General features: G+C 43.9%; 23 protein-coding genes. 18 read left to right on the top strand and 5 right to left on the bottom strand.

Features of this window, described 5'->3' with window-relative positions; genetic code table 11:
- Positions 1-3: 3 nt before the first annotated feature.
- On the bottom strand, positions 4-684 hold the full coding sequence (locus WAA86_RS10300) for a hypothetical protein (protein WP_337300920.1): 681 nt from the start codon (positions 682-684) through the stop codon (positions 4-6).
- On the bottom strand, positions 681-4,460 hold the full coding sequence (locus WAA86_RS10295; protein WP_337300919.1) for a reprolysin-like metallopeptidase: 3,780 nt from the start codon (positions 4,458-4,460) through the stop codon (positions 681-683). The genes WAA86_RS10300 and WAA86_RS10295 overlap by 4 nt, the downstream gene beginning before the upstream one ends.
- A gap of 52 nt (positions 4,461-4,512) precedes the next feature.
- Here WAA86_RS10295 and WAA86_RS10290 point away from each other — a divergent pair, with 52 nt between their 5' ends.
- The 17 genes from WAA86_RS10290 to WAA86_RS10210 all read left to right on the top strand — a co-directional run bounded on the left by WAA86_RS10290 (position 4,513) and on the right by WAA86_RS10210 (position 18,224).
- The gene (locus WAA86_RS10290) at positions 4,513-5,439 is read left to right on the top strand and encodes a bifunctional riboflavin kinase/FAD synthetase (protein ID WP_337300918.1); all 927 of its coding nucleotides are present in this window, start codon (positions 4,513-4,515) and stop codon (positions 5,437-5,439) included.
- On the top strand, positions 5,440-6,765 hold the full coding sequence (locus tag WAA86_RS10285; RefSeq protein WP_337300917.1) for an HTTM domain-containing protein: 1,326 nt from the start codon (positions 5,440-5,442) through the stop codon (positions 6,763-6,765).
- A 96-nt stretch (positions 6,766-6,861) separates the two neighbouring features.
- Positions 6,862-8,133: a serine--tRNA ligase gene (gene serS, locus WAA86_RS10280; RefSeq protein ID WP_337300916.1), complete on the top strand. Its 1,272-nt coding sequence runs from the start codon at positions 6,862-6,864 to the stop codon at positions 8,131-8,133.
- A gap of 107 nt (positions 8,134-8,240) precedes the next feature.
- A complete protein-coding gene (locus tag WAA86_RS10275; protein WP_443217582.1) occupies positions 8,241-10,025 on the top strand; it encodes a tetratricopeptide repeat protein in 1,785 nt (594 codons plus the stop codon).
- An 18-nt stretch (positions 10,026-10,043) separates the two neighbouring features.
- The gene (locus WAA86_RS10270; RefSeq protein ID WP_337300915.1) at positions 10,044-10,355 is read left to right on the top strand and encodes a DUF4286 family protein; all 312 of its coding nucleotides are present in this window, start codon (positions 10,044-10,046) and stop codon (positions 10,353-10,355) included.
- Between the two features lie 12 nt (positions 10,356-10,367).
- Positions 10,368-10,685, top strand: a complete 318-nt coding sequence (locus WAA86_RS10265; RefSeq protein ID WP_337300914.1) for a gamma-glutamylcyclotransferase family protein — start codon at positions 10,368-10,370, stop codon at positions 10,683-10,685.
- 20 nt (positions 10,686-10,705) lie between these two features.
- A complete protein-coding gene (gene rsmA, locus WAA86_RS10260) occupies positions 10,706-11,581 on the top strand; it encodes a 16S rRNA (adenine(1518)-N(6)/adenine(1519)-N(6))-dimethyltransferase RsmA (protein WP_337300913.1) in 876 nt (291 codons plus the stop codon).
- Positions 11,568-12,923, top strand: a complete 1,356-nt coding sequence (gene mgtE, locus WAA86_RS10255) for a magnesium transporter (RefSeq protein ID WP_337300912.1) — start codon at positions 11,568-11,570, stop codon at positions 12,921-12,923. The genes rsmA and mgtE overlap by 14 nt, the downstream gene beginning before the upstream one ends.
- Before the next feature lie 101 nt (positions 12,924-13,024).
- A complete protein-coding gene (locus WAA86_RS10250; protein ID WP_337300911.1) occupies positions 13,025-13,390 on the top strand; it encodes a cupin domain-containing protein in 366 nt (121 codons plus the stop codon).
- Positions 13,391-13,398: 8 nt separating this feature from the next.
- Complete coding sequence (locus WAA86_RS10245) at positions 13,399-14,334, top strand: 2-hydroxyacid dehydrogenase (protein WP_337300910.1); 936 nt, start codon at positions 13,399-13,401, stop codon at positions 14,332-14,334.
- A 63-nt stretch (positions 14,335-14,397) separates the two neighbouring features.
- Positions 14,398-15,276, top strand: coding sequence for a DUF2911 domain-containing protein (locus WAA86_RS10240; protein ID WP_337300909.1), 879 nt, complete (start codon positions 14,398-14,400; stop codon positions 15,274-15,276).
- Between the two features lie 20 nt (positions 15,277-15,296).
- Positions 15,297-15,665, top strand: coding sequence for a hypothetical protein (locus WAA86_RS10235; RefSeq protein WP_337300908.1), 369 nt, complete (start codon positions 15,297-15,299; stop codon positions 15,663-15,665).
- Between the two features lie 10 nt (positions 15,666-15,675).
- Complete coding sequence (locus WAA86_RS10230; protein WP_337300907.1) at positions 15,676-16,062, top strand: VOC family protein; 387 nt, start codon at positions 15,676-15,678, stop codon at positions 16,060-16,062.
- Between the two features lie 271 nt (positions 16,063-16,333).
- Positions 16,334-16,810, top strand: coding sequence for an NINE protein (locus WAA86_RS10225; RefSeq protein ID WP_443217585.1), 477 nt, complete (start codon positions 16,334-16,336; stop codon positions 16,808-16,810).
- Between the two features lie 80 nt (positions 16,811-16,890).
- Positions 16,891-17,214, top strand: a complete 324-nt coding sequence (locus WAA86_RS10220) for an ArsR/SmtB family transcription factor (RefSeq protein WP_337300905.1) — start codon at positions 16,891-16,893, stop codon at positions 17,212-17,214.
- Between the two features lie 19 nt (positions 17,215-17,233).
- Entirely contained in the window at positions 17,234-17,725 is a 492-nt protein-coding gene (locus WAA86_RS10215; RefSeq protein ID WP_337300904.1) for a DUF6428 family protein, read from the top strand.
- 10 nt (positions 17,726-17,735) lie between these two features.
- The gene (locus WAA86_RS10210) at positions 17,736-18,224 is read left to right on the top strand and encodes a GNAT family N-acetyltransferase (RefSeq protein ID WP_337300903.1); all 489 of its coding nucleotides are present in this window, start codon (positions 17,736-17,738) and stop codon (positions 18,222-18,224) included.
- A gap of 61 nt (positions 18,225-18,285) precedes the next feature.
- On the opposite strand, the gene WAA86_RS10205 is transcribed toward WAA86_RS10210, so the two are convergent.
- The 3 genes from WAA86_RS10205 to WAA86_RS10195 all read right to left on the bottom strand — a co-directional run bounded on the left by WAA86_RS10205 (position 18,286) and on the right by WAA86_RS10195 (position 21,977).
- Positions 18,286-20,118 carry a lysophospholipid acyltransferase family protein gene (locus tag WAA86_RS10205; RefSeq protein ID WP_337300902.1) on the bottom strand — a complete coding sequence of 611 codons (1,833 nt, stop codon included), beginning with the start codon at positions 20,116-20,118 and terminating at the stop codon, positions 18,286-18,288.
- Positions 20,119-20,204: 86 nt separating this feature from the next.
- Complete coding sequence (locus tag WAA86_RS10200; RefSeq protein ID WP_337300901.1) at positions 20,205-21,455, bottom strand: aspartate kinase; 1,251 nt, start codon at positions 21,453-21,455, stop codon at positions 20,205-20,207.
- A gap of 36 nt (positions 21,456-21,491) precedes the next feature.
- Positions 21,492-21,977: a GNAT family N-acetyltransferase gene (locus WAA86_RS10195; protein WP_337300900.1), complete on the bottom strand. Its 486-nt coding sequence runs from the start codon at positions 21,975-21,977 to the stop codon at positions 21,492-21,494.
- 113 nt (positions 21,978-22,090) lie between these two features.
- Here WAA86_RS10195 and fbp point away from each other — a divergent pair, with 113 nt between their 5' ends.
- Positions 22,091-23,098: a class 1 fructose-bisphosphatase gene (gene fbp / locus WAA86_RS10190; protein ID WP_337300899.1), complete on the top strand. Its 1,008-nt coding sequence runs from the start codon at positions 22,091-22,093 to the stop codon at positions 23,096-23,098.
- Positions 23,099-23,129: the final 31 nt, after the last annotated feature.

The following is a 23,129-nucleotide window of genomic DNA, read 5'->3' as shown; positions in this document are numbered from 1 at the left end:
TGCCTAAAGTGATTTAAATTGGTACACCCCAGTATCTGAGGAATTGCCCTCACTATCCAAGGTTTTAATCCGCCAGTAATATACGGTATTTGGCACCACCGTCACATTCACATTCGTGTCGTTCGCCAAAGGAGAAAAAATAAGTGTTTCTGGAGGGTTATCGGTAGAAAAATAGACTTCGTAACCGGTAATATCATTGTCCACATCCGCACCGGACCAATCTAATTCCACCTCATTATTGGCGCTTCTCAAGACCGAAGCCCCAGATTTTGGAGCTATAATTTCCGCAGGAAACGGGGCATAGGATGTTTGAAAACCTGCATTGTAAAAAAGCCATATCTCACTCGTGGCCGTTTCCGCCACATTCGTATTTGAAGAGGTTATAAACCACGAATACGGCGCCCCTTTATCCAGTGGCAACCTTATCGAGGTTGCCGTAGTACTCATATTCTGACTCACATTGGTCACCAAATTGGTTACTCTGATCTGATAGGATTCTGTGAAATCCGAGGCCTGCCATTGGAACTCCACCTCACTGGTAGTGTTGTTAAGACTCACCCCTGTGGTACACTCAGAATTTTTCAGGGGAAAAACCAACATACTGCTTTCCGGGGCCTTTGGCGCATCCTTGCCACCACAGCCCAAAAAAATCAACACCAGAAACAAAACCGCTATATACCTCATCTTTTAATTACTTTAAACGCCCCCCTATTAGTACCTGCATCATACTTTAAAATATAAACCCCGGTAGACAGGCCAGTGAAATCCAAGTGCATTTCCCTATCACCCACTCGTTGCATTCTTTTCATCACCAAGGTTCCTTGAACGTTATATACCTGAACAAATACGCGCTCCACCATGGCTCCGAAAAACAAAGTGGCACTATCTTCAACCGGATTAGGGTACAATATAGCCTTGTCCGCCACAAACAGATCTTCTTCATACACTCCCTGGCAGGGAATATTGGTATATATTTTCAGTGTGTTCAGTCCATTTTTCAAGTCGAGTGTTATTTCCGATTTGGTGGTCTGTTGAACTTCCCCGTTCAATTCAATATTATATAGGTTGGAACCTGCCAAATTGAGTTCCACCTGTCTTCCATCGGTAGTAATTTTAGCGAACACGCTCAAGGGTACCGGCTCCGCCACTACAATTTCGAAACAATATTCTTCATAAGTAATGGTTCCTGAGCTACCTACAATACAAACTTGAAAGGTTCCTGCGGGCAGGGTATCCAGGTTGTACAAGGCGGTAAAATTATCTGCCTCATTAATCCCATTGCCGACTACTGTAATGGAATAATCCAATGCCTCTTTGGCTGTAATCACAATAGATCCATCATTGTTGTTCCTACAGGACTCACTCTGTACCTCTACCAGGAAGTTATCCTTTGGGAGCCTGTAAATGGCACATCCGTTTACATCTACTTCAAATCCTTTTGGAGTGCCAAGACAAAGATCATCACCATCATCAAAAACCCCATCTTCATCAGCATCTGGCCTAAAGGCCCCTTCCACGCAAACATCCAATGAAAAGGCATTTAAAGATCCTCCATCCGAAGGAGCATTGTCACGTATCTCCAAGGTCCATTCCCCAAACAAAGACTCCCCGTTAAAAGCAGCAAGGGAACCCAAAGGTTTTACCACCCCACTTATGGCCGGGTTGTTCATACAGCTGAACGGTGAGGCGTCATCGTCAAAGGTGGCATTTATATTTCTGAGAGAACCGCAAGAACTGGAGGTCAGGACAACCTTGGTCCCTGCCGGAGAGATCAAGGTAATTACCAAATCTTCCAAATAGGTATGGCTAATATCCAGGTTAACATTGATATCTGCTATAGGGAGATCTTCAATAAAACTAATCTTGGAGGTCACCACCGGGGTTCCTACCGAAGTAATGGCTGCAGGCAGTCCATTGGCAACAAAACTCTTACAATTGATCTGTTTGGTTGTAAAACTAAAGGCAGGCCCAAAAGTACCCTCCCCACAACTGTTGCGCGGCTTTACCCTCCAATAATAGGTGGTGTCCTGCTGCAAACCAGAAGGGATATAACTATTAAAAATAACGGTTTTGGTGTCTACCAAATCAACAAATGAGGCATCGGTGGCAACCTCCACGTCATAAGAGGTATAGGCATCACCGTTTTGCCAGGTCAATGTAGGGGCAAGTCCAACTCCAATTACACCATCAGTTGGAGAAATCAAGGGTACATCAGGGAAGGAGGCATCATAAACCTTTAACAGAATTTGCACCTGGCTGCTGGTGCCCCCGGAAGCCGTAGCCACTATATCAATGGGATAACTACCTTCCGGCAGACTTCCGGAATTGCCAAAAGTAAGGGTAACAGGGGTATTATCGGCCGTTGCCGTAGCTGGCGTAAAATTGGTGCTCAATACGCCAGGTACACCGGAGGCGCTAAAGGTCACCTCTTCATTAAAACCCAAATAGGTCCTATAGGTAAATGGAATGAACCAGTCATTGGGCTGGCAGGTTTCATAATTCAGAGTACCAAACTCCATAACAATGGGAGCGGCCTGTATGGAAAAATTGGCAGCATTGACCGCAAAAAAGATATTGTCATGCGCCTTGACCATAATTCTAGCTGTAGGAGTGGCATTGCCCGGCAATAAAACTGGATGAAGTCCGTCATTGGGCACGTCGTTTGCCAATACCATTGGAAAGGTCTGTCCGCCATCGGTCGACAAAAATATGTCAACAGTACTGGCATTGACTGGAGCGGTATTGGTATTGGCCACATTCCAGGTTATTTCTTGCACGGTACCCGCCTGGTAAACCTCATTCGTCGTCTGTGAAGTCACCACAAAAGGACCGGCACTATTCACCACATCAACCTTGGTGAGCTCCGCATTTACCTGTCCGCCACCTGCGGCATTGTCCCTAACGGTGAGCGCAAAATTCAACTCCCGCTCAACATCCGATACCGTTTCCCAAGCCGAATTGACAGAAGGGTTTACCTGCGTAAGCCTTCCCTGCATGACCCTGGATAGTTTTGGAAAATATCTTTTGGGGTCTGTGGTCGGCTTCAGGGACCTAAAATTGGCCCCACTGGGATTGGTAGGGCCAAAAGTCAAGTTGGTCACCACCCCGTCATCTATTTGTTCCCAAGCATAGGTAAGCACATCCCCGGCATCAGCATCCGTAGCAGAACCCGTAAGCACGAAAGCAGTGGATTTGGGTATCACAAAATCACCGATGGGCGCTATGACCGGAGTGGCATTGGAACGTGTAATAATTTGGGCGCAACTGGTCGTCTTCAAATATTCTGTAATCTGAAATATACTGTAATAATGATAATAATCATCCCCGCTGGAGGCCACATTATTGGCTTCCGCAATTCCCGCATATCCCATGATCGTAGAACCGCTCCCTGGTTCTGCCTGTACGCCCGTACCTTCAGATTCAAAGGACCAGGTATGGTTGGCGCCAAATTGATGCCCCATCTCATGGGCTACAAAATCAAGATCGAAAAGATCCCCTTCAGGGTTTACCGCCGAAGAATAGCCACTCCCCTTTTTATTATTTTGGCATACCGCGCCAATAAATCCCGCATTACCACTATTGGCATCCTTATGGAACAAATGCCCCACATCGTAATTGGCCTCCCCAATATTTGCGGTCAACGTATTCTGAACCTGATTGTTCAAATTTCCATTGTAGGGATCTGTGGCAGCATCTGTATAAATGACCAAATCGTTGTTTGCCACCAATTCCAGGGACACCCCCAGATCTGTTTCCATGACCTCATTGATCCTGGTAACAGTGGCATTGATGGCAGCAAGTGCATCAGCCTTGGTCCCACCATGATATACCGTATATTCCCCCGTGGCAGAGACAGCCAACCTAAATTTTCGCAACTGCTGATCGTCCACCAACTTTTGAGTTACTCCCGAGCCGTTCTTTTCCATAACAGCGGTGGTGTTACAAATAAACTCGGCCTTGGAAGCCGCACTCATTTCATTGGAGTACACCACATAAGCACTGCCGCCTTCAGAGGCCTTCTGCATAAAGGTAGTCTTCTCACTATTCCCGTGGACAATCATACTTTGGATCCCCTTGTGGGAAACACTAAAGCGAATCCTATCTTCCGGATGGGAAAGACCTACTCCCACATACGATTTTATCTCTGGATATCTAACGGCCAACTCTGGGGACAGAACCGATTTTTCAACCACCTGAAAGCCTTCCAACTCCCCTTTCTCATTTGGAAAATAGACCACCTTCGAGGCTTGTTTGTCTGTTTTCTTGGTTGGCAGTTCCCTGGAAAATTCAGCCTCCTTCAAGGAGAACATGACTGCCCTGTCCATATCTAACTGTGGTAGTGATTTTACAACAACTGACGCCCTTGAAACCTCCCTTTCCCAATAATTGGTCTGTGCAGAACCGTAAAAGGAGAGAAATAATATGGTAATTGAAAAAACAAGATGTAATTTTGTATTCATCAAGAGGGTCAGTTATAGTTTCAAAAATAAGCCTTTTTATTATTTAATATCCGTGATTACAGTTCAAAGCATTTCCAAATACGATAAAAAACATCCTACGGCCATAACCATAGGAACTTTCGATGGAGTTCATATTGGCCACCGTAAGATATTGGAACGCCTCATAAACAATGCCAAATTGTTGGATCTAAAATCTACGGTCCTTACTTTTTTTCCCCATCCAAGGATGGTACTACAGCAGCAAGCGGATATAAAACTGTTGAATACCATTGAAGAAAAGGCCAAAATATTGAGGGAAACTGGTCTTGATAACCTCATCATTCACCCTTTTACCAAAGAATTTTCAAGGCTATCGGCAACAGAATTTGTTCAGGATATTTTGGTGGATTCCCTGGGTACAAAAAAGATTATCATAGGGTACGACCATCGCTTCGGAAGAAACAGAAATGCCAATATCACCGATCTGATCGAATTTGGAAAATCGATGGGTTTCGATGTCGAGGAAATTCCTGCCCAAGAAATAGACGATGTATCTGTAAGCTCCACCAAAATTAGAACGGCATTATTGGAAGGGGACATAGAGACTGCCAATAACTATCTGGGTTACCCGTATATGTTGACGGGAACCGTTTCCAAGGGCAAGGGCTTGGGAAGGCAAATTAATTTTCCCACGGCCAACCTACATATTCCGGAGGAATACAAGCTTATTCCCAAAAAAGGGGTCTATGTGGTAAAAAGCACCATCGAGGGGCAGACCGTATTTGGCATGATGAATATTGGGTACAATCCAACAGTATCCGGGACCGAAAAAAGTATAGAGACCCATTTTTTTGATTTTGAGAACAACCTGTACGACAAAAAGATACAGATCGATATTTTGGAACGTATCAGGGACGAACACAAGTTCGATACCTTGGAAGAGCTCAAAGCCCAGTTACTGGCAGACAAAAAAACATCCCTGGCCATAATATCAAAGTAGATGTGGGACAAATTTCTTTTTAAAAGAATAGACAACAGCCCTTTACTCATCTTCCGCATATTTTTTGGAATCCTTATTAGTATGGAATGCTATGGCGCCATCCTCACGGGATGGGTCAAGCGGACTCTTATAGATCCACAGTTCACCTTTACCTTTATTGGTTTTGAATGGCTTCAGCCCTTACCCGGGAACGGTATGTACCTATATTTCTTTATCATGGGCACCCTGGGCCTGTGCATCGCCCTTGGTTATAAGTATAGGTTCAGCATCATCTCCTTCGCCCTTATGTGGACGGCCGTTTACCTCATGCAAAAGACATCGTACAACAATCACTATTATTTGTTGATATTGATCTCCTTTATCATGATTTTCCTACCGGCAGAGCGCGGCTATGCCGTGGATGCCCATCGGAACCCCACTATCCGTTCCGGCTCCATGCCCGCTTATGTCAAATGGGTCATCGTTTTTCAACTTTTCATTGTTTATACCTATGCAGCCGTAGCAAAAATGTACGGGGATTGGCTCGATTTCCGATTTATAGAGGTCTTGATGGCTCCCAAAGCCAGCTACCCTATTATTGGCGGCCTATTGCAACTATCTTGGGTACATGTTGTCATTGGCCTGGTAGGGATCCTTTTCGATCTTTTGATCATCCCTGCCCTATTGTGGAAACCAACACGGATAATGGCCTTCGTTGTCGCTATTTTCTTTCACCTTTTCAATTCCATAGTTTTCCAGATCGGGATATTCCCTTATCTGTCCATCGCTTTTATGGTCTTTTTCTTTGAACCTAAAACCATTGGGCGTTTATTTTTCCGGAAAAGCATCCCATTTCAAGGAAATGATTTCCATATCCCTTCCTATAGAAATGGAATTGTAACGGCCCTGGCAATCTATTTCCTGATTCAATTGGCCCTACCTATCAGGCACCATTTTATCCCGGACGATGTACTCTGGACCGAAGAGGGACACCGCATGAGCTGGAGAATGATGTTACGGTCAAGAACCGGGACCATCAGTTTTAAGGTGGTGGACAAGGATGATGGCAGCTTTAAGATTATTGGACTGGAAGATTACCTCACCAAAAACCAGAGGCGCAAGGTAGTGGCCTATCCTGATTTTATATGGCAGTTTGCGCAACGGTTGAAAAAAGAGGCTGCCGAAAAGGGCCAGGATGTTGGGGTTTATGTCACGGCAAGACTGAGCATCAATGGCAAGCCCTTACGAATGTTCATTGACCCCAAGGTGGATCTAGCTGCCGAACCATGGGATCATTTTTCTCATCACCAGTGGATCTTGCCCTCTCCAAAGCAACTTTCCAACTAGGAAAGCGCTTATTTTAACCGCAATAAAACTTAAGCCAAAAACTCTTAAGGGAATTAAGAGTAATCCATTAAATTTGTGCCATCAAAATAAAGATCAATGTTACAGCTACAAGCTATACGTGAAAATACAGCCGGTATTGTTACCGCACTTAAAAAAAGAAATATTGATGCGGCGCCACTAATGGACAATATCATCCAATTGGATGAAAAGAGACGTGCGCTGCAGAGCAAATTGGACAATACCCTGGCAGAATCCAACAAACTCTCCAAAGAGATCGGTATACTGTTCAAGAGTGGGAAAGCCCAAGAAGCCAATGGCCTAAAAGAACAGACCGCTACCTTAAAGGAAGACTCCAAACAATTATCCGAAGATCTGGCCACAACAGCCGATGAGCTTCAGGCCTTATTGTACCAAATCCCCAACATACCCCACGATTCGGTTCCTGCCGGTAGCTCCGAAGAGCACAATGAGGAAATTTTCAAGGAAGGGGATGTCCCCGAACTCAACGCCGAGGCATTACCGCATTGGGAACTTGCCAAAAAATACGATATCATAGATTTTGAACTGGGCGTTAAAATCGCAGGTGCTGGTTTTCCTGTTTACAAAGGGAAGGGAGCCCGACTCCAAAGGGCATTGATCGCCTACTTTTTGGATAAGAATACTGAGGCGGGCTACACAGAAATCCAAGTGCCCCATTTGGTCAACGAGGCTTCCGGTTACGGTACCGGACAATTGCCTGATAAAGAAGGGCAGATGTACCACGTAGGAGCAGATGATCTTTATTTGATTCCTACTGCAGAGGTTCCCGTGACCAATATTTTTAGGGATGTTATTTTGAGCGAGAGCGACTTCCCTATCCGATACACCGGATATACCCCTTGTTTTAGAAGGGAAGCCGGAAGTTATGGCGCACACGTTAGGGGCCTGAACCGTCTGCACCAATTTGACAAGGTCGAAATTGTCCGGGTAGAACACCCTAGCAAATCCTATGAGGCCTTGGATGGTATGGTGGAACATATAAAAAACATTCTAAGGGAACTGAATTTACCTTACAGGATCTTGAGATTATGTGGAGGGGATTTAGGGTTTACCTCTGCATTGACCTATGATTTCGAAGTATTTTCAACTGCCCAGGACCGCTGGTTGGAAATAAGCTCCGTATCCAATTTTGAGACCTATCAGGCAAACAGATTGAAACTGCGATTCAAGGATGAAAATGGAAAAAGTCAGTTTGCCCACACCCTTAACGGTAGCTCGCTGGCCCTACCTAGAGTATTGGCAGGAATTTTGGAAAATTACCAGACCCCTGAGGGTATCATGATCCCTGAAGTCCTTCGCCCCTACACCGGTTTTGATAGGATAGATTAAAAAACTGAAATATAAATTAAAGCCCGGACCAACGTTCGGGCTTTTGTTTTAGACTCCCTTAACACCAACTTTCCATATTCTATGGTATATTTGAATAAAAACCTATAGTGCGGCCTATCCTTGTCATATTAGCATTATTTTGCCTTCAGGCCTCCCATGCGCAGGAGGATTTTTTGGCGAAGCAATATTTTAATGACGGGAGTTTTGAAAAAGCGCTGATCTATTACCAAAAACTAGCAGAAAAAAACCCGAGACGTCCCGATTATCTGGAAGGGCTTGTTGCTTGCTATCAGCAACTGGAACGCTATGACGAGGCAGAGAAATTCCTTGTGGAAAGCATCCAAAATGGCAACACCTACCCCACCCTACTTATAGAATTGGGTCACAACTACGATCTACAAAGCCTTTCTGAAAGGGCCAAAGAACAATATGAAAAGGCGCTGGCACGGATCGATGACAATCCCAATTACGGCTATGTCATTGGGTCCAAATTTCAACAGTACGTCCTTTTGGATTATGCCACAAAGGCCTTTATCAAGGCGATGGCACTGAATCCCAATTTGGATTACAACTTTCAATTGGCAAGGATATATGGGGAACAGGGCGACATTGAAAAAATGTACGAGTCCTATTTGACCCTGATCAGCAATGGCAGCACTTCCAAAAGCAATATCCTTAGAAATATAGATGATTTTATTTCCTCGGATCCCGCCAATGAAAACAACATCAAGTTAAAGCGCATACTCCTCCAGAATGCCCAAAAAAATCCAGATATCCTGTGGAACGAACTATTGAGCTGGCTTTTTATACAGCAAAAACAATATAACAGTGCCTTTAACCAAGAAAAGGCCATTTACAAGAGGGATCCGGGAGGAACCCTGCAGCGGTTGGTCAGTTTGGGCAATCTGGCCATGGAAGAAAACGCAACGGAAGATGCCAAAACCATTTTTCAATATATTGTGGACAACGGTTATGAGGGCAGTATAAAATTGAATGCAGAACTGAGCCTGATCGAAATAGATCTTTTGGATGCCGATGACAAAAAATTGGAGGCGGTTGATAAAAATTTCCAGCAACTGATGGAATCCTATGGGTATAACAGCCAATCCTTACAGTTGCAGATAGCCTACGCCAATTTCCTTACCTTCAAGATGGATCAACCCGATATGGCCATTAGCATCCTCAAAAAATGCTTGGAGCTCCCTTTGAACAAGTACGGCAGTGCCTATATAAAAATGGCCTTGGGTGATATTTTGGTATACGACCAAAAATTCAATGAGGCGCTGATCGACTTTTCCCAGGTACAAAAAGATCTTAAAAATGATGTCCTTGCCCAAGATGCCCGCTTTAAGGTGGCACAGACCAGTTTTTACAAGGGCGATTTTGATTGGGCCCTGACCCAGTTAAAGGTCCTCCGCAGTTCAACCTCCCAGCTTATCGCCAATGATGCCATGCAGCTAAGCCTTCTGATTTCCGATAACTCCCTGGAGGACTCAACACAGACCGCACTTAAAAAATATGCAAAAGCAGATCTTTTGGCCTATCAAAAAAAGACCAAGGAAGCCATTGCCGAATTGAACGATATTTTGGAGCACCATAAAGGGGAGAAAATTGAGGACGAGGCCCTGTTCAAGCAAGGACAATTGTTGGAAAGCCTTAGGGACTATGAGGCCGCCAAGTTCAATTATCAAAAGATTATAACCTTTTACAGTAGCGGCATTCTAGCTGACGACGCATACTACGCCCTGGCAGAATTATATAAAAACAAACTTAATGATCCTGATAAGGCCAAGGATAACTATGAAAAAATTATCTATGATTATCAAGACAGCTATTATTTTCCTTTGGCACGGAAAAACTATAGGATATTAAGAGGGGATGCCATCAACTAATAATTAAAAAACACATTTATGTACATTTACAACGTAACCACAAATATTGAAGATTCCGCACATGAACAATGGCTTTCCTGGATGCAGAACACCCATATCCCGGAAATGCTTGCCACAGGAAAATTTACCAAGGCCAAAATGTGTAGGGTCATGGTAGAAGAACAAATGGGCGGGACCACCTATTCCGTTCAATATACCACGGACAGCAAGGAGACCTTAAAAAAATATTACACCGAAGACGCCCCAGCCATGCGCCAAAATGGCCTAAAACTATTTGCAGACAAAATGGTGGCCTTTAGAACAGAACTTGAGATTATTGGTGAATTTTAAATCTTTTTGTCCTTGAGAGAACCCATTGAACTTTTTACGTACGGCACCCTTCAAGATCTCGAAATACAATTCAGGCTGTTTGGCAGGAAACTGACAGGTTACCCCGATGCGCTGATCGGATACGAAATGTCCGACAAAAAAATTATGGGAAAATACAAGGTCATTCATGAATCACAGAACCAGAACAACAGCTTGAAAGGTGTCCGTTATACCATGGAATTTCAGGAATTATTGATTACGGACACCTATGAAGGGAAGGCCTACAAAAGAATATTGGTTACCTTAGCCTCCGGCAAAAAGGCCTGGGTCTATGTGGAAAATTCCATCTAACTACGAATCAAAACTGCTCCATGTCCAAAAAAAAAGGAAAAAAATACAGTCCTAACTTTACCAACCACAAAAAGGCGTCCCATCAGGACAAGGGCCCTGTAAAAGCAAAAAAACACCTCGGCCAGCATTTCCTAAAGGATGAAAAAATAGCCCAGGATATTGCGGACACCCTTTCGTTGGAGGGGTACAAAAACGTCATTGAAATAGGACCGGGCACCGGGGTACTCACCAAATACCTCCTGCAGAAAGATATAGACCTTGTGGCCATGGACCTCGATGAGGAATCCATCATTTACCTCAACCACAGTTTTCCGCTGGAACACCATAAGTTGATGCAGCGCGAACACAGTTTCAAGGTATTGGAGGCAGATTTTTTAAAGTATGACCTCTCTACAATTTTTGGAGAGGAACAATTCGCAATCACCGGTAATTTTCCCTATAACATATCCACCCAGATCGTTTTCAAGATGTTGGAAATGAAGGAACAGATTCCTGAATTTACTGGAATGTTCCAAAAAGAGGTGGCACAGCGTATCTGCGAAAAGGAAGGGAGCAAGGCCTATGGTATTCTTTCCGTTTTGGCCCAAGCTTACTATGATGCGGAATATCTATTTACCGTGCACCCACAGGTGTTCGATCCCCCACCAAAGGTACAATCAGGCGTACTCAGGCTGACCCGTAAAAAAGACCTATCCCTCTCGTGTGATGAAAAGCTATTTTACAAAGTCGTAAAAACAGCCTTCAACCAACGCAGAAAGACCCTGCGCAACAGTTTAAAAACCTTTGAGCTATCCGATAATCTAAAAGAAGATGCTATATTTGACAAAAGACCGGAACAGTTGTCTGTGACGGACTTTATTGCGCTGACAAAGAAGATAGAGGATGATACCATTTAAGCTAACAGATGACCTTATCGCTGAAATTGAACAGCTGATAGAAGACCAAAAAGAGACAGAGCTTTTGTCCATTTTGGACGATATCCACTATGCGGATATTGCGGAGATCATCAATGAGCTTAACGATGATGAGGCTACCTACCTGATAAAATTACTGGATAGCGATAAGACCTCGGATATTCTGACCGAATTGGATGAGGACATCCGAGAGGCCATTTTGGGCAATCTGTCCGCCAAGGAAATTGCAGAGGAGCTCAATGAACTGGATACGGATGATGCTGCCGATATTGTTGGTGAGCTACCCAAGGAAATGGTCCAAAAGGTCATTTCCGAGCTGGAGGACAAGGAACACGCCAAGGATATTGTGGACTTGTTGCGCTATGACGAGAATTCTGCCGGTGGACTCATGGCGAAGGAGCTCGTGAAAGTAAACGAAAACTGGAACGTGCTTACCTGCGTTAAGGAAATGCGGGCCCAAGCAGAAAATGTCACCAGGGTACATTCCATTTATGTGGTGGATGATGATGAAAAGCTAAAAGGTAGACTTTCCCTCAAGGATCTTTTGACCACTTCCACCAAAACGCATATCAAGGATATTTATATTCCCAAGGTAGATTATGTAAACGTCAACGAAGACCCCGAAGAGGTGGCCAAGATCATGTCCAAATACGATTTGGAGGCCATTCCCGTGGTTGACGAAATAGGACGTCTTGTAGGAAGGATCACCATCGATGATATTGTAGACGTTATCAAGGAAGAGGCCGAAAAGGATTACCAAATGGCGGCAGGTATCTCCCAGGATGTAGAGGCAGATGACAGTATTTGGGAACTCACCAAAGCGCGTTTGCCGTGGCTGTTCATCGGAATGATGGGAGGTATAGGGGCAGCGAGTATCATCAACGTATTTCAAGGTGCATTTATAAAATTCCCCATTTTATTGGCTTTTATCCCACTCATGCAGGCCACTGCTGGGAATGTGGGGGTGCAATCCTCCGCCATCGTCGTTCAAGGGCTTGCCAATGATTCAATCAAAGGAGAAATCTGGGGGCGGTTGTTAAAAGAATTGATATTGGGACTGGTCAATGGCCTAGCCCTGGCATTCATATTTTTGTTGATCAGCCACTTTGGGTTCAACACCTCCTATTTGGTTTCTTTTACAGTAGGCATTGCCCTGGTCACGGTCATCGTAAATGCGGCCCTGATAGGGACTTTCATCCCCATATTCCTGAACAAAAGGGGAATAGACCCGGCCATTGCCACGGGACCTTTTATCACCACTAGCAACGATGTACTGGGGATACTCATCTATTTTTCCATTGCCAAGGTAATTTTAAATTTTTAGGGCACTTCACCAACCATGTTGGTGCCGGGCTTTTTGCACTACACGGTAGCTGCTCTCAATCCCTAGTGCGATCATGACCTAGAGTCATCAATAGAACAACAATGAAACCGATCAACCTTCTAAAAAAACACGCAGAATTCACAAAACAATGGCATCCACATCAGATTGCCGTTGTAGATGATATGCAAGTGCTTTTGGCCAAATTGCAGGGCGAGTTTGTCTGGCATGCCCATGAAAAGGAAGATGAGCTCTTCCATGTCCTTAAGGGCACCTTGTATATGCAGTTTAGGGACAGGACAGAGGTGGTCCGGGAAGGGGAAATCATTGTTGTGCCCAAGGGGGTAGAACACAATCCCAAGACCAAGGACAATGAGGAGGTACATGTACTTCTATTTGAGAAAACCGACACCCAACATACCGGCAATGTAACGCACGAAAAAACGCAAACCAATTATCCAAAGATTTAAAACCATCTATGAAAGTTCTACATTTAGACAGCAACCACAATATACTGGCAGAAGGCCTGGAAGCCTTGGGCCATACGAACGAGTTTGACTTTACCTCCAGTAAAGAGGAGATCGAAAAAAAAATAGCATCCTATGAGGGCATCATAATACGCAGCAGGTTCACCATTGACGAGGCCTTTCTGGATAAGGCCACCAACCTAAAATTCATCGGTCGCGTCGGAGCCGGCCTAGAGAACATCGATGTGGAATATGCCAAATACAGGGGCATATTTCTGGCTTCGGCCCCCGAGGGGAACCGAAATGCCGTAGGAGAGCACACCTTGGGCATGCTATTGGCCCTTTTCAATAAACTGAACAAGGCAGATAGGGAGGTCAGAAACGGTATTTGGGACCGTGAAGGCAACCGCGGATTGGAACTCGATGGCAAGACCGTGGGGATCATTGGCTATGGAAATATGGGGAAGGCCTTTGCCAAAAAACTGGCCGGTTTTGATGTAGAGGTCATCTGTTATGACATTCAGGGTGGCGTGGGCGATAAAAATGCCAGACAGGTGGGCATCATGGAATTGAGACAACGGGCCGATATCATCAGTCTTCACACTCCACAAACACCATTGACGGTGGGCATGATCAATTCGGAATTTATCCATGGGTTCAAGAGACCTTTTTGGTTTTTGAATACCGCCAGGGGAAAAAGCGTGGTGACCCAGGATTTGGTGGCCGCTCTGGAATCGGGTAAAATTCTTGGAGCCGGACTGGATGTCCTGGAATATGAGAAATCCTCATTTGAGCAACTCTTTACCAAAGAAATGCCCGCAGCCTTCGAATATCTCATTAAGGCAGACAATGTACTGCTTAGCCCCCATGTGGCCGGTTGGACCGTGGAAAGTAAAGAGAAGCTTGCACAAACCATCGTGGATAAGGTAAAAAAACAATTTAGCTAGACCCATTCCTTGGTTCAGAAAATTTCGTGTAATTTTAATACGAAATAACCCAAAACCAAGGAAATGAAACTACCAATCTGCAACTTCAACAAAATAAAAAGTGTTGTACTTTTAGTCCTACTATCTTTCTGGCATCTCGGCACAAATGGACAAATTGCGATGCCCGCCCCCAGTCCGACCTTTGAGATAAAAGGACCGGTAGGTTTTTCTGAGGTGAAGGTGGTCTATTCAAGACCTAGCGCCAAGGGAAGAAAGGTGGCGGGTAACCTTATCCCTTACCATGAGGTATGGCGCACAGGGGCCAATGCATCCACCAAAATAAGTTTCAGTGAAGATGTAAAACTCAATGGCAATGCCGTTCCTGCAGGGGAATATGCCCTTTACACCATATTTACAGAAGAAACAGCCACCATAATATTAAGTAAGAACCTCAGCTGGTGGGGAGCCTTGGGCTATGATCCCAAAGAAGACCAATTGCGGTTTGATGTCCCGGTAAAACATCCCAGTAGCCACTATGAAACCTTTACCATAAGCTTTTCGGACTTCACCAGCAATTCGGCCAACCTGAATCTGAAATGGGAACACACCAAAGCCATGTTCAGCATTGAATCCGATGTGGACGGTAAGGTCATGAAAGAAATCAAGGCCAAATTGATGGATGGGACACCTGAAAATCCCGTTAGCTATTATTATGGTGCCTCTTACTATTATGATACGGACCGTGACCCAGAACTGGCCCTGCAATGGATAGACAAAGCCATTACAGGAAGTGGAGAGCAAAAGTATTGGGAATTCCATTTAAAGGCCAAAATACAGGCCAAAAACGGGGACATAAAGCGAGCACTTGCTACGGCCAAGAAATCCATGGAACTGGCACGAATAGGGGAAAATATGGATTATGTGCGGCTCAATGAAAAGCTCATAGCATCCCTACAACAATAAAAAGCCATTGAACCCATGCCATGGAACTGATTGAAATTCAAAAAAAACTCCACCGCCTTCTAAAATCGCACATTCCGCCATTAAGGGTACGCAAGGATACCCCTGAGGAATTTGAGGTTTGCGGAACTATACCCGCCATGCAAGGGAGACAAAAAGTAGACGGATTTTATTTTGCCAGTGTAGTACCCAAGCCCAAGGACATACGCTTCTATTTTTTTCCAATATATACACATCCCAAGCAATTTGAACCGCTGTCGCAGGCCATGCAAAAATGCCTTAAGGGAAAAAGTTGCTTTCACTTCAAAAAGATGGACCAGGCTATGGTTCATGAATTAAATAATATGGTTTCCCTAGGTGTACAATTATATCAAAAAGACAAACTAATCTAAATCGACACACATGAAAAAAAGAGTAACGGGCCTGGGAGGCTTTTTCTTCAAATCCAAAGATCCAAATAGTACCAAACAATGGTACAATACCCATTTAGGCCTAAACACTGACCAATACGGTTGCACTTTTTGGTGGAAGGACAAAGAAGGGAACGACTGTTCCACACAATGGAGTCCCATGAACGAGGATACCACCTATTTCGAGCCCAGTCAAAAGCAATTTATGATGAATTTCAGGGTGGAAAATTTGGTAGAATTACTGGAAGTCTTGAAGAAGGAAGGGGTTACCGTCGTAGGAGAAATACAGGAATACGAGTATGGTAAATTTGGGTGGATACTGGATCCGGAAGGCAACAAATTGGAACTATGGGAACCCATTGACAAAGCATTTCTTTGATAATGAAATAATTACTACTTTTAGGAGACCTATTAACCATCAATAAGCAACCATGGCAGAAGAAAACAAAGATTTAGGCGATAAGGCCAAAGACTCCTTGGAGGGAGCAAAAAAGGCCGCAAAAAAAACTGGTGAGACCGCCAAAAAGAAGGTGACAAAAGCCAAGAGCAAAACCCAGGAAGCAGCGGACGCTGCCAAGAAAACTACCAAAGCCGCAGGAGCCAAAGCAGCAAATAAGGCCACCAAGGCGAAGACCGGGTCCAAGAAAACCATGGACGACTCCAAAAAGAAAGCAGCAGATTTAAAGCAGGAGACAAAAGAAACAGCCAAAGAATTTAAGGAAGGTGCCAAAGAGACTTTTGAAGAAGCCAAAAAATCCGCCAAGGATTTTAAGGAAGAGGCCAAAGATACTGCGCATGAATTTAAGGAAGAAGCCAAAAAAACAGCCCAAGAATTTTCTGACGGTTTTAAAAGTGCTGGTGGCGACAATAAAAAAATACTAGCCGGGATATTAGCTATTATTTTTGGTCATCTTGGAATCCACAAATTTATACTGGGTTATCAAAAAGAAGGGATAACACTTTTAGTTATTTCAATTATTGGATACGCAACAACATGTTTTTTCTTTGGTAGCTTTATATTGGTTGCCACTTGGGCAATTGGCCTTATTGAAGGGATTATCTACCTGACAAAATCAGATGCGGATTTTTACAACACCTATCAAGTAGGACGTAAACCCTGGTTCTAGACATAGGAGAGTCAAGTCACTACAGCTTGACTTTTTTTTATTCGATTTATTATCGTAATATTGCAATATATAAATATTACATGGGCACTACCAAGACACAGATTTTCACTTCGGAACAGAATGAGCTTGCCTCGATCTTTAAGGTATTGTCCAATCCTGCCCGTATTGCAATCATTGAATATATCAGCCAACAACAATCTTGTATATGCAATGACATTGTAGCGGAAATTGGACTGGCACAACCCACCATATCCCAACATTTGAAAGAGCTCAAGAGTATAGGGCTTCTTAAGGGGGAAATTGATGGCAAGACGGTGTGCTATTGCCTCGATGTAATCAAATGGAAACAAATCCAATCACAACTGAACAAATTTTTCAACACTACGCAGGCGAACTGCTGTTAATATCATAATCCTAAAAACTATGAAGACTTCAGAATTTTTATCACTCCTAAAAGAAAACCCGAACAAGAGCCTTGTATTTGAATACAAGCCCGGTAAGCATGTAGGTGCCAATTACCATATCACAGAGGTAAAAAATATGACCATTGATTCGGTCGATTGTGGCGCCGGAACCGATTACTGGAAAGAAACCATCATACAACTTTGGGAGAGTCCATCCGAAAAGGACAAGCGCGATTATATGTCGGCCTACAAAGCGATGGGCATTCTTTCCAAGGTAGACCGAATAAAGCCCATGGTAAAGGATGCAGAAGTTAAGTTTGAATACAGTAACCCCGACTTCCACACCGCACAATTATTTGTGAACGACCATGAAACCCAAGGGGATACCCTCTTGCTTCGTTTGGGTGTTGAGAAGACCGACTGTAAGGCGAAAGAGACCTGTGGCGTTCCGGAAATATCCGTAGAGGCAAATGCTACCAATGCATGTGCCCCAGGGAGCGGTTGCTGCTAATCTTTATATTATGGAGATCAGGACAATGATCGCAGCAGACTGGGAGCAGGTTGCTGCCATTTATGCCGAGGGCATGGCGACAGGTTTTGCCACCTTCGAAACAAAGGTGCCCACCTATGCACATTGGGACGGCAACCATCTGGTCCAATGCCGATTGGTCGCCTTACAAGACCATCAAATAGTGGGGTGGGCAGCACTTTCCCCTGTATCGGGCCGTTGCGTATATGGCGGAGTGGCGGAGGTAAGTGTTTATGTAGGCGCAAAGAGCAGAGGTTTGGGCGTTGGCAAACTATTACTTCAGCGACTTATCCAGGAAAGTGAAAAAGAAGGTTACTGGACCCTGCAATCAGGGATTTTTCCAGAAAACAAAGGGAGCATCCTTCTCCATGAAAAAATGGGATTCAGAAGAATAGGACACCGGGAACGTGTTGCCCAACTTCATGGGATCTGGAAGGACAATGTTCTGTTTGAACGCCGTAGTACCACTGTAGGTATATAACACCAAGGTCCAAGTTAAAACTTGGACCTTGGTGTTGTTCTTGGTGATGTTCCCAGTTGAGCTAATCCATTGATATATCACCGTTTTCATTTTGTTGCGCTTCTGCCAACTTCCGTTCCAATTCTGCCTGAAATTCCTCCATGACCGGTTTAACCGTACTCTCCGGTAAATCGGCAATTTTGATGTACATCAACCCATCCACAGAATTATTGAACAGGGGATCAACATTAAAGGCAACTACTTTCGCATTCTGCTTGATATATTTTTTGATCAATACCGGTAAACGCAGTGCTCCTGGTTCTACCTCATCAATCAATCGGTCGAACTTGTTCAGATCCGCTTGGGTTTCATCGAATACGAATTCCTTGTCGGCATCGTTCAGCTTAACCTTAAAATCCTTTTTAGGTCTAATATACTGGGCCACATAAGGATCCCAGTAGTTCGATTTCATAAACTCGATCATCAGGGATTTTGAAAAGTTTGAGAACTGGTTGCTGATGCTTACCCCTCCAATAAGGTATTTGTGTTCTGGATATCGCAGGGTGGTATGCACAATTCCTTTCCACAGCAGGAAAAGTGGCATGGGTTTTTGCTGATACTCCTTGACAATGTAGGCGCGGCCCATTTCAATGGACTGGCGCATCATCTCGTACAGTTCAGGTTCCAATCGGAACAGATCCTGTAAATAAAAGCCATCAATACCGTATTTATCAAAAATTTCAGAGCCCATTCCCATCCTATAGGCTCCAACAATGGCCTTATCCTCATCATCCCATAAAAACAGATGGTGGTAATATTCATCAAAACTATCCAGATCGATAGATTTATTGGTACCCTCCCCTATTGCTCTAAAAGTAACTTCCCTTTGCCTTCCAATCTCTTGTAATATAAAGGGCATGTCCTTGGCCGTGGCCAGAAATACCTCGTAATTCTTGCTCTGCAACAATCTGCAGTCCTTTTCCCTTAGGCGCTCAATTTCCTCTTGAATGATCTCAGTACGTACGGCGGTGGCAATCTTCTTGGGGGCCTTTGGAATCTTCAGGGTGGTAGGGACCTTCCCCAAAAGACTTTCCCTCTCGTAGGCATTGGACAATATATAGGTCTTCCTCCTCAAAAGATCCGTGAATTCCTCCAGGGTGTCCTGCTCATTTTGTGTTGAGACAGAAATAGGGTGACCTATCCTTACCTTAATGACCCTGTTCCTTTGCGTGGTCACTTCCGAAGGTAATTTGGCGGTTCTAAAAATATCGCTGATTTTGGAAAGGTGGTAGAACATTCTACTGTTCTTGGCGTGGAAATATATGGGAACAACGGGTACTTCTGCTTTTCTGATAAGCTTTAGGGCCGCTTCCTCCCAAGGTTTGTCCACGATCAACTTGCCGTCCCTATACGTAGATACTTCCCCAGCTGGGAATATTCCCAAAGGGTGGCCATCCCGTAAATGGCCCATGGCACTTTTAAAGCCTGCAATACTACTTTTTGCGTCCTTATGGTTTTCAAAAGGATTGACAGGCATGATATAGGGCGCCATTGGTGCTATGCGGTACAATAGGAAATTGGCAATGATCTTAAAATCCTGACGGTGTTGCAATAATAATTTTAATAAAAGCACCCCGTCTATACCCCCCAATGGATGGTTACTAATGGTAATATATGCCCCCTCTTTGGGCAACCGTTTAAAATCTTCTTCAGGGATCTCAAATTTGATCTGGTAATGCTCCAAAATGGCATCCAGAAAAGCAGTTCCCTCTAAATGTTGATGGTCTTTATAAAATTTATTGATACTGGATAATCTGGTTACCTTCATGAGGAACCACCCCATAAATGTACCCAAAACGCCATACTTATCAATACGAATAGCTTTCGCTACTTCCTTCGCGGTTACAAGGCCCATAGTTCATTTAAATATTGGTCACTGTAAATATAGGAAAAACCAAGTTGAAACGCCTTACAAAATCGGCAAGCGCTTGTATTCCCCCCTTATTTTACGACCAATTGAACCGTCTCTTTCCCTCTTTGTTCCAGCAAGATTTCCTTGCCATTTTGTAGGGATGCAATGGATTCTGCATCAAAATGTCTTATAGTGTACAAGGAGACATCTTCGTGATATACAACCTTGAACCTACTTTTTAACAGGTCCAATAGGTCCTGTAGTTTTCCAAACTTATTGTCCACACAGACCGAAAAACTAATGGCCGAGTTTTGTATCAGGTCCACCTTCATTCTGTGGTCGTGCAATAATTTAAAAAGCTCACTGATACTGTCCTCAACAATGAAGGAAAAATCCAAGGATGAAAGTTTCATCAATACTTGGTTTTTCTTGACAATAAAACAAGGGACTTCTGGCTCTATGCCTACCCCTTTACCAACAGTTGTACCCTTATCCTTTGGCTTTATGAATGATTTAACATGCAAGGGAATTTCTTTTCTTTGCAGCGGTTGCAAGGTCTTTGGGTGAATGACCGAAGCTCCGTAAAAGGCAAGTTCTATAGCTTCCCTGTAGGAGATGTTGTTCAACAGACGGGCATTCTCAAAATAACGTGGATCAGCATTGAGTACCCCAGGAACGTCTTTCCAAATGGTCACATCCGTGGCATTGATGCAGTATGCCAAAATAGCTGCCGTATAGTCGGATCCCTCCCTACCTAAGGTGGTGGTAAAATTATTTTCATCGCTTCCAAGAAACCCTTGGGTAATATTCAGCTTGGATCTATCAATACCTTCCGTTACCCTTTTCTGGGTATCTTCCCAATTGATGTTGGCATCCCTGTAATTGTCATCGGTCTTAATAAACTCCCTTACGTCCAGCCAATTATTGGTAATACCCACCTCATTGAAATAGGCACTCAATATGACACTGGAAACCAATTCGCCATAGCCAACAACCTGATCGTAAACAAAACTGTATTTAGGGGATTTGTTCCAGGCCAGAAAACCCTGCACCTCTTCAAAGAGCGCCTTCACCCTTCCATAGATAGGATGCTTTTCATTTTCAAACAAATCCATCAATATATCGTTATGGTACTTCACCACTTCGTGGACTGCAGCGGACAAAGAAGCCTTGTCCTTAAAATAGGCATTGACCACATCTTCCATGGCATTAGTGGTCTTGCCCATTGCCGACACGACCAACAAGGTGTTTTCATGACCCACCTCTTTCAGTACATTAACAACATTTTTTACACCATCTGCATCCTTTACCGATGCTCCTCCAAATTTGAAAATTCTCATAATCTACTTTTTCAATTTTAATACCCCGTAATTGTACTACTTAATATTATTTAGGTAATTCTGTATTCCTTGTTCGTTTAAGTGCACTACATCCCAATCCCTCATCACATTGGCACCCTTGGCTTCGTAAAAGTTGATGGCCGGCTCATTCCAATCCAGGACTTCCCAGTTGATCCGCTTTACACCTAATTGTGCACCATAGGTAACTACCCTGTCCAAAAGAGCTGTCCCTAATCCACTACCTCTCATTTTTTCCGTCACAATAAGATCCTCCAAATGTACGGTTGGTCCTTTCCAAGTGGAATACCTTGGATATACAAGTGCCATTCCCTCAATTTTTCCGTTGGACTCCGCCACAAAACAATGGAACAACCTTTTTTCACCAAAACCGTCCCTGACCAAGTCTTCCACAGTGACCTCAACGGCATTGTCTTCTTTTTCAAATACGGCCAGCTCATGGATCAGTTGCCAAACCTGGTCCATATCCTTTGCCTGTGCGTCCCTAATTGTGAAGTCTCCCATAATTGTTACAAATAAAACACAAAGTTATAAATTTAAAAAACTAAACATTAGCGAAATCGTTGTAGTTTCACAAAATGTTCGATATTTGTGCTCAAATAACACAACGTTTATACATGGATAAAAAGAATAAGACCCTTGGGGAATTTATAATAGAACATCAATCAGCCTTTCAATACTCCTCAGGCGAACTTTCCAAACTCATAAATGCCATCCGCCTAGCCGCTAAAGTAGTAAACCACGAGGTTAACAAAGCGGGACTTATTGATATTTTGGGTGCTGCGGGGGACACCAATATCCAAGGTGAAGACCAGCAGAAACTGGATGTCCTGGCCAACGAAAAGTTTATACAGGCCTTAAAAAACAGGGAGATTGTCTGCGGGATTGCCTCCGAGGAAGAAGATGACTTTATCAGTGTTAACAGCAACGACAAACAAAACCAAAATAAATATGTTGTCCTTATTGACCCTTTGGACGGCTCCTCCAATATTGATGTAAACGTATCTGTAGGGACCATTTTTTCCATCTACCGCAGGATTACACCCGTGGGGACCCCCGTGACCCTAGATGATTTCCTGCAGCCGGGGAGAAACCAAGTGGCCGCAGGATATATTGTATACGGGACCTCTACCATGCTTGTATATACCACGGGCAATGGCGTAAACGGCTTTACCTTAAACCCGGCTATTGGAACTTTCTACTTGTCGCATCCCAACATGGAGTTCCCTGAAACAGGAAAAATCTATTCCGTCAATGAAGGGAATTATATCCATTTCCCACAAGGGGTAAAAGACTATATCAAATACTGTCAGAAAGAAGAAGAGGACAGACCTTATACCTCAAGATATATTGGCTCCTTGGTATCTGATTTTCACAGAAACATGATCAAAGGTGGCATCTATATGTATCCCAAGAGTAGTGTGGCACAGAACGGGAAACTTCGTTTGCTTTATGAGTGCAATCCAATGGCCTATTTGGCGGAGCAGGCCAATGGCAAGGCCAGTGATGGATATAGGCGCATCATGGACATACAGCCCAAGGAACTGCACGAAAGGGTGCCCTTTTTCTGTGGAAGCCGTAAAATGGTGGAAAAAGCCGAAGAATTCATGGCACAAAAGCAATAAAAAAAGGGGGCCACAGCCCCCTTTTTTATAT

This window comes from Sediminicola sp. 1XM1-17 (assembly GCF_037203765.1).
In the GTDB taxonomy this organism is placed as follows: domain Bacteria; phylum Bacteroidota; class Bacteroidia; order Flavobacteriales; family Flavobacteriaceae; genus Sediminicola.
This window is presented reverse-complemented; position numbering and strand designations above follow the sequence as displayed.